5 protein-coding genes are annotated in these 6,837 nt (G+C 69.2%); 1 reads left to right on the top strand and 4 read right to left on the bottom strand.

The features are described from left to right. Positions 1 to 35: 35 nt before the first annotated feature. Complete coding sequence (locus tag ACTIGN_RS14885; protein WP_439625143.1) at positions 36 to 359, bottom strand: cupin domain-containing protein; 324 nt, start codon at positions 357 to 359, stop codon at positions 36 to 38. Between the two features lie 38 nt (positions 360 to 397). Further along, positions 398 to 2,254 carry a phosphoenolpyruvate carboxykinase (GTP) gene (locus tag ACTIGN_RS14880; RefSeq protein ID WP_439625141.1) on the bottom strand — a complete coding sequence of 619 codons (1,857 nt, stop codon included), beginning with the start codon at positions 2,252 to 2,254 and terminating at the stop codon, positions 398 to 400. Between the two features lie 142 nt (positions 2,255 to 2,396). On the opposite strand from ACTIGN_RS14880, the gene ACTIGN_RS14875 reads away from it, so the two are divergent. Continuing rightward, a complete protein-coding gene (locus ACTIGN_RS14875) occupies positions 2,397 to 2,816 on the top strand; it encodes a YegP family protein (RefSeq protein ID WP_439625139.1) in 420 nt (139 codons plus the stop codon). 161 nt (positions 2,817 to 2,977) lie between these two features. On the opposite strand, the gene ACTIGN_RS14870 is transcribed toward ACTIGN_RS14875, so the two are convergent. Next, positions 2,978 to 6,457: a hypothetical protein gene (locus tag ACTIGN_RS14870; RefSeq protein ID WP_439625137.1), complete on the bottom strand. Its 3,480-nt coding sequence runs from the start codon at positions 6,455 to 6,457 to the stop codon at positions 2,978 to 2,980. 58 nt (positions 6,458 to 6,515) lie between these two features. Then, a partial coding sequence (locus ACTIGN_RS14865; protein WP_439625135.1) for a hypothetical protein occupies positions 6,516 to 6,837 on the bottom strand: 322 nt, incomplete at its 5' end.

Raw genomic sequence — 6,837 nt, 5'->3', positions numbered from 1 at the left:
GGGCTCGGACCAAGACGAACCCCACAGATCCGGTATCAAAGGTGGTGAACGGCGAGCCAGACGGTCGGCTCGTCGGGCGCGGTCCAGTCGACGCGGTGCTTCTGGTGGGCGGGAATGTTCACGAAGTCGCCGGGCCGCAGCTCGACGACGCGGTCCTCGAACCGGAGCCGTGCGGCCCCCTTCAGCAGCACAACCCACTCGTGCGAGTCCTGGTCGTACCAGAACCCGTCCGGCGACGCGTGCCCGTGGGAAACGATCCGCTCGACGCGCGCCCCGGGCGCGGCGAGCAGCGTGGTGAACAGCTCTTCGGGGAGTTCCACCGGCATGCCGGCGAACAGGTTCCCATTGGGGGTCGTCATCGCGCCGGTCCCGAACTCTGAACGTTGAACCCGAACCGTCACAGCCGGCAGATGAGCAACTCGCGTTCGTAGACCATTTCGGGCGGGAGCCGGTCGTGGAGTTCGAGGAACAGTTCCTCGTGGCTGAGCACCTCGGCCCGCCACGCGGCCCGGTCGCACGCCTGGAGCGCCTCGAACTTCTCTTTGGGGAAGTCGAGGCCGCGCCACTCGATGTCCTCGTACTGCGGCATCCACCCGATCGGCGTCTCACGGCCGGCGGCGCGGCCCCGGGCGCGGTCGATGACCCACTTCAGCACCCGCATGTTCTCGCCGAACCCGGGCCAGATGAACTTCCCGTCGGCGTCCTTGCGGAACCAGTTCACGTGGAAGATCCGCGGCGTCTCGGCCAGCGCCCGCTGCATCCGGATCCAGTGCCGGAAGTAGTCGCCCATGTGGTACCCGCAGAACGGGAGCATCGCCATCGGGTCGCGGCGCACCTTCCCGAGCGTGCCGGCCGCCGCCGCGGTCATCTCCGAGCCCGACGTCGCGCCCAGGTACACGCCGGTGCTCCAGTTGAACGCCTGGTACACGAGCGGCACCGTGGTCGCGCGGCGGCCGCCGAAGATGACGGCGCTGATCGGCACCCCGGCCGGGTCCTCCCACGCGGGGTCGATGGTCGGGCACTGCGCCGCGGGGGCGGTGAACCGCGAGTTCGGGTGCGCGGCCTTCGCGCCGGTCCGCTTGCCGATCTCGGGGGTCCACGGGTTCCCCTGCCAGTCGAGGCACTCGGCCGGCGGCTCGTCGGTCATCCCCTCCCACCACACGCCGCCGCCGGGGGTGAGCGCGACGTTCGTGAAGATCGTGTTCCGCGACAGCGTCGCCATCGCGTTCGGGTTGGTCTTCGCAGAGGTGCCCGGGGCGACGCCGAAGAACCCGGCCTCGGGGTTGATGGCCCGGAGCCGGTTGTTGGCGTCCGGCTTGAGCCAGGCGATGTCGTCGCCGACGGTCCACACCTTCCACCCGTCGAACCCGGCCGGCGGGATCAGCATGGCGAAGTTGGTCTTCCCGCACGCCGACGGGAACGCGGCCGTCACGTACGTCTTCTCGCCGCTCGGGGCCTGCACGCCGAGGATCAGCATGTGCTCGGCCATCCACCCCTCGTCGCGGGCGATGTTCGACGCGATCCGCAGCGCGAAGCACTTCTTCCCGAGCAGCGCGTTGCCCCCGTACCCCGACCCGTACGACCAGATCTCGCGGGTCTCGGGGAAGTGGACGATGTACTTCTCGTTGTTGCACGGCCACGGGACGTCCTTCTCGCCCGGGGCGAGCGGCGCGCCGAGCGTGTGCATGCACGGCACGACGCGCTTCTCGCCCTTGTCGATCTCGGCGATCACCGGCAGCCCGATGCGGGCCATGATGCGGGTGTTCACGACGACGTACGGCGAGTCGGTGAGCTGGACGCCGATCTGCGACATGGGCGACCCGACCGGCCCCATGCTGAACGCGAGGACGTACATCGTGCGGCCGCGCATCGACCCCGAGAACAGCTCCTTGAGCCGCCGCCGCATCTTGAACGGGTCCTCCCAGTTGTTGGTCGGGCCGGCGGCCTCCTTCGAGTAGGAGCAGATGAACGTGCGGTCCTCGACCCGGGCCACGTCGCTCGGGTGCGACCGGGCGTAGTAGCACCCCGGCCACGCTTCCTGGTTGAGCTTGATGAACGTGCCGCCCGCGACCATCTGCCCGCACAGCGCGTCGTACTCCTCCTGCGAGCCGTCCACCCAGTGGACGCGGTCCGGGAGCGTGAGCCGGGCCATCTTCTCGACCCACCGGAGCAGGTGGTGGTTCTTGCTGAGGGGGACCGACGGGTCGCGAGCGACCTTCGAGCCGGTGGCGGGTTTGTCGGACGGGGTGTTCATGGGTTCGCTCGGTCCTTGAGAGCGGGCCGGCGGGCGCGGGGGAACGACCGGCGGACCCAGACTCACAAACTACGGAATCGGCGTGCGATTTGCGTGGGTTCGGCCGGCAGTTCAACCCCCCACACCACGCGGGATCAACGTCATGGTTCGCACCGGTCTCGCGGCGGCACTCGCGGTCGGGCTCCTCGGCCTCGCAGCGGTCGCCGTCGCCCAGGATTCGAAGATGAAGTTCGAGCTGTACAAGGGCAAGGACGATCAGTTCCGGTGGCGGCTCAAGGCCCCGAACGGGGCGGTCCTCGCCACGGCCGGTCAGGGGTACAAGGCCGAGGCCGACGCCCGGAACGGCATCGCGCTGCTCCAGCTCCAGAAGGTCGGGGCCGACGCGGTGTTCGAGGTGTACCAGGACGAGAAGAAGGAGCACCGGTGGCGGTTCAAGGCCGGCAACGGGCAGGTCGTCGCCGCGAGCAGCGAGGGGTACAAGGCCAAGGCCGACGCCGAGAGGGCCGTCGAGGCGATCCGGGCCGGTGCGGCCAAGGCCGAGATCGTTGACGCGAAGGAGTGAGGCGAAGAGAGTTATCCGCAGATTACGCAGATGGACACAGATTAAAAACCAGACACAGAGATCAGAAGTCAGAGATCAATGGAAGATCCGTGCGACCCCCTGTCCTCTGTCCGAAAATCTGTGTCCATCTGCGCAATCTGCGGATCAAGCTCTTCTCTGTCTCAAGTCCGCTCCAGGTGCGTCAGGTGCCGCCGCATGTCGGCGTGGATCCGCTTCCGCACCAGGTACTCGTCGTCGTCCAGCCACTTGCGGCCCGTCGGCCCGAGCGCGAAGTCGTCGCTCACGATGGCGCGGATCACGTCCTCGACGAGGTTCAGGTGGAACCGCGAGTAGTACTGCGCCGTCGTCCAGGTGTTGTTGATCTTCTTCTCGTCCATCTTGCGGAACAGCTCGGTGATCCTCTGGAGCCCGGTCTCGGACGGCCCCTGCCCCAGCGCCGAAACGTAGGTCTGGGCCAGCGCCGTGTAGTCCTTGGGCTGGAGCTTCGCCGCGTTCGGGTCGAGCAGCTCGCGGCGGGCCTCGTCGAGGATCGGCGCGGCCTGTTCGTGCAGCCCAAACGTGAGCCACCCGGCGGCGAGGTTCAGGAGCGTCTGCAGCACCGCGCCCCACGTCTCGGGCTTGGCCGCGTACCGCTTCTTCAGCTCCGCGGTCGTCGCCCCGCGGAGCACCTCGGTGCGGAGCTTCGCGAGGAACCGGTCGATCTCGTCCCGCATCCCGAGCTTCTTGAGGCTCCGCAGGCACTGCCCGGCGACGACGTTGATGAGCTTGAACCGGGCGTCCTCGGACTTCGAGCGGAGCAGCTCCGACACCTCGTCGACGAGCTTCTTGACGAGGTCGCCGCGGTCGAAGTGCCCGGCCATGAACAGCGCGCGCTCGATCAGTTCGCCCTGCTTCTTGGGCGTGTCCGGCGGCTCCGGCGTGCCGACCGGCCCGCCCGCGAGCGCCCCGGGCACGAGTTGCAGCAACTCGACCGTGAACGCCTCGCCGACGCGGTGCGACAGCGGCACCGCCTCGTGCAGCACGAGGAACTGCACCTCCTTCGAGGTCTTCCCCTGCGAGCCCTCCTTGTAGAGTTTGCGGACGCGGTCCGCGAGCTTGCCCGGCTCCTTGATGGTCGGCAGGTCGGCGAGTTCCTTCTTCAGCGCGTCCTGGTTCTTGGTCCAGTAGGCGTACGGGTCGAGCCGCTCCTGCGGCTCGATGATCCGCGACTGCTCCCGCATCCGGTTGATGACGTACTCGGCCCGCGAGAACGGGTTGTTGGTCCCGGCCGACTTCCCCTTGTTGCCCAGGGCGTCCAGCTCGGCGGCGAGTTCGGCCGACATCTGCCCGGTGTTGGGCTTGCCCGCGAGCACCTGGTCGATGCGGTGCTTGAACGCCTTGAACAGGAACCCCTGCGTGACCGCCGACACGACCGCGTCGAAGTTCTTCGTGTCCTGCCACGACGCGGGGACCGACTTCTCCATCTCCTTGCGGGCGTCCTCCACCAGTCGCTTTGCCTGCGTCCCTTCCTGAAGCTTGGCGAGTGCGAAGGCGAACAGGAGATCGACGTAGGGCAAGTTGACCGGGATGTGCTCGGTCCACTTGCGGACGGCGGCGTGCAGTTCCATCGCCTTGTCGCGGACGACGCGCATGCGCTCCGAGTCCTTGTGCCCGGCGAACCGGAGGAAGCTCGGCAGGTCCTTCTCGGCGGTGAGCCCCTGTTCGAGCAGCCGCTGCAGCACGCGGTCGCGGACGCGCGCGAGCCCGAGGACGTCGGCCCCGGTGAGCTGCGCCAGCCGGTAGCCCGCGAGCCACACGGCGCGCACCGGGAGCGCCTGCTCGAACCGCTCCAGGTACGCCTGCACCGCGGGGAGCCGCGACGCGAGCCACGCCGGAACCGGGTTCTGCGAGGCGAGCCACAGGAACCCGGCGACGACCGCTCGCGTGTCCTCTTGACCAGGCGCGGAGTTCGCGAGCCGCTTGTCGAACTCCTCGGCCTTGATGGTGCCGCCGGCCGCCGCGAGTTCGCTCCGCACCCACCCGCCGATCCACTCGGGGGGCAGCGGGTCGGCGTCCCACATCGCGTTGAGCCAGCACACCGCCGCCTCGGTCTTGTCCTGCATCCCGGTGCTGGCGGCGGCGAGTTCCGGCCACAGCGCGACGCGGTCCGGCGCGTCGAGCCCGCCCTCGGCCCCCAGGAACTGCTTCTCCAGTTCCTCGCGGCGGAGCTTCCACTCGCTCGGCGGCTTCACGACCTCGGGGGCGGGGAGGAACTCGGCGGACGCGCCGCGCCCCGGCGCGGCCTTGCCCTTGCCGGCGGTCTTGGGCTGCGGCAGGTTCGACCGCGGCCCGCGGGCCTCGTCCTCGTCCCGCGCCTTCGGGTCCTTCTCGGGCTTGTCCGGCTTCTTCGGCCCGCCGGTGTCCTTGCAGATGAAGTGGTCGAAGTCGAACCGGGTCGCCTCGATCCACGCCGCGAGCGGGGCCTGCTCGGCCTCGATGACGTAATCGACCCAGTCCTCGAGCGGGCGGAACGCGCCGTCTGGCACGCTCTCGGGGGTGAACTTCCCGTCGGCGTCCGGGTACAGCCACACGACCTGGTCGGCGTCGTCGGCGAGGAGCCGGCGGACCGCGTCGCGGCGGAGCGTGGGGTGCAGCCGCCGGCCCGCGGGGACGAACAGGTTCGGGAGCTTCCAGAACGGCTTGAACCCGAGCGCGTTCTCCAGCGGCAGCACCGGGGGCGCGAGCTTCGACGGCCGCGTCCGCAGCACGACGGTGCGGGTGCCGTTGGGGTCCGTAGCGACGGCGAACATGAGCCGCTGCGTGAGCCGGTCGTCGGAGTCGCGGACCAGCACGTCGAGCTGCTCGATGGCGTTGTCGCGGAGCACCCACAGTTCGGGCACGTCGGCGGCGTTCCCGGCGGTGAGCCGCATCGGCACCGCCATCTTCTTCGGGGCCTTCGCCTCGGTCCACGCCACCGGCGACGCGGGCAGCTTGAACTGCAGGATGTCGTACACGTCCTGGAACGCGGCCTCGTCCAGGTACACCCACTCGCGGGGCGCGCGGATCAGCACGAGTTGCCGGTCGGCGGCGCGGATCTGGGTGGCGAGCGGGTGCGCGTACCCGAGTTCGACCCACACCCGCGGGGCGCGTTCGAGGTACGCGCGCACCGTGCCCTTCGTGCCCGCGGCGGTGGTGTCCATCGCGCGGAGGAGCGTGTAGTACGGCGGGCCGATGACCCGGAGCAGGACCCGCTTCGTCTCGGCGTCGCCGGGAGCGGCGAACCACCGGAACCCCTGACGGTCGTTGCCGAGCCGGAGCATTTCGGTCACGAGCGTCGGCAGGTCGTCGGCGTCGGACAGCTCGAACAGCACCGGGGCCTGGTTCGAGACGTTCGGGGTGCCGGCCTCGCGCGCGACCGGCAACACCTGCGGCCAGCACGTCACCTCCTCGGGCGCGTCGGTGGCGTGCCGCTTCGACCCCTTGACCCCGATCTTGTCGAGGTTCTTGGTGACCGCCTTGTTCAGCGCCGCGGCCGGTTCGAGGTAGATCTTCCCCTGGTCGTCGAACGTGACCGCGGCCGGCGCGAGGGTGACGTCGACGGGCACGACGCTGCTCGTCAGCGCGAGCCGCAGGGTGTCCAGGTTCGGGAACAGCAGGATCATGTTTACGGAGCGGGGTTCGGTGTTTCGCGTGGGTTACAGGGCGAGCCGGGAGCGTGGCTCAGCCCTTGTTCGTCTGCTTCTGCTTCTGCGGCTCGTTGGGGGTGGTCGTCGGTTCGCTCGGCTGCTTCTCGCTCTCGCGCTCGATGATGAGTTCGCCCATGTCCTCGGGCTTGATCCCCTTGCCGATGAGCTTCTCGACGAGCGCGCGGTGCATCTGCTCGTGCTCCATCGGCAGCGCGTCGGGCTCGGAGTCGAGCTTGATGATGATGTTCTGCTTGCCGGTGTTCGGGTCCCGGCGGAGCATGATGATCATTTCGGCCATGTCGCTTCGCTCTCGTGTGAGTGCCGGGCGAGCCGGGAGCGTGAGCGACCGGAGCAAC

It is taken from the genome of Gemmata sp. (genome assembly GCF_051859125.1).
Taxonomy (GTDB): Bacteria; Planctomycetota; Planctomycetia; order Gemmatales; family Gemmataceae; genus Gemmata.
This window is presented reverse-complemented; position numbering and strand designations above follow the sequence as displayed.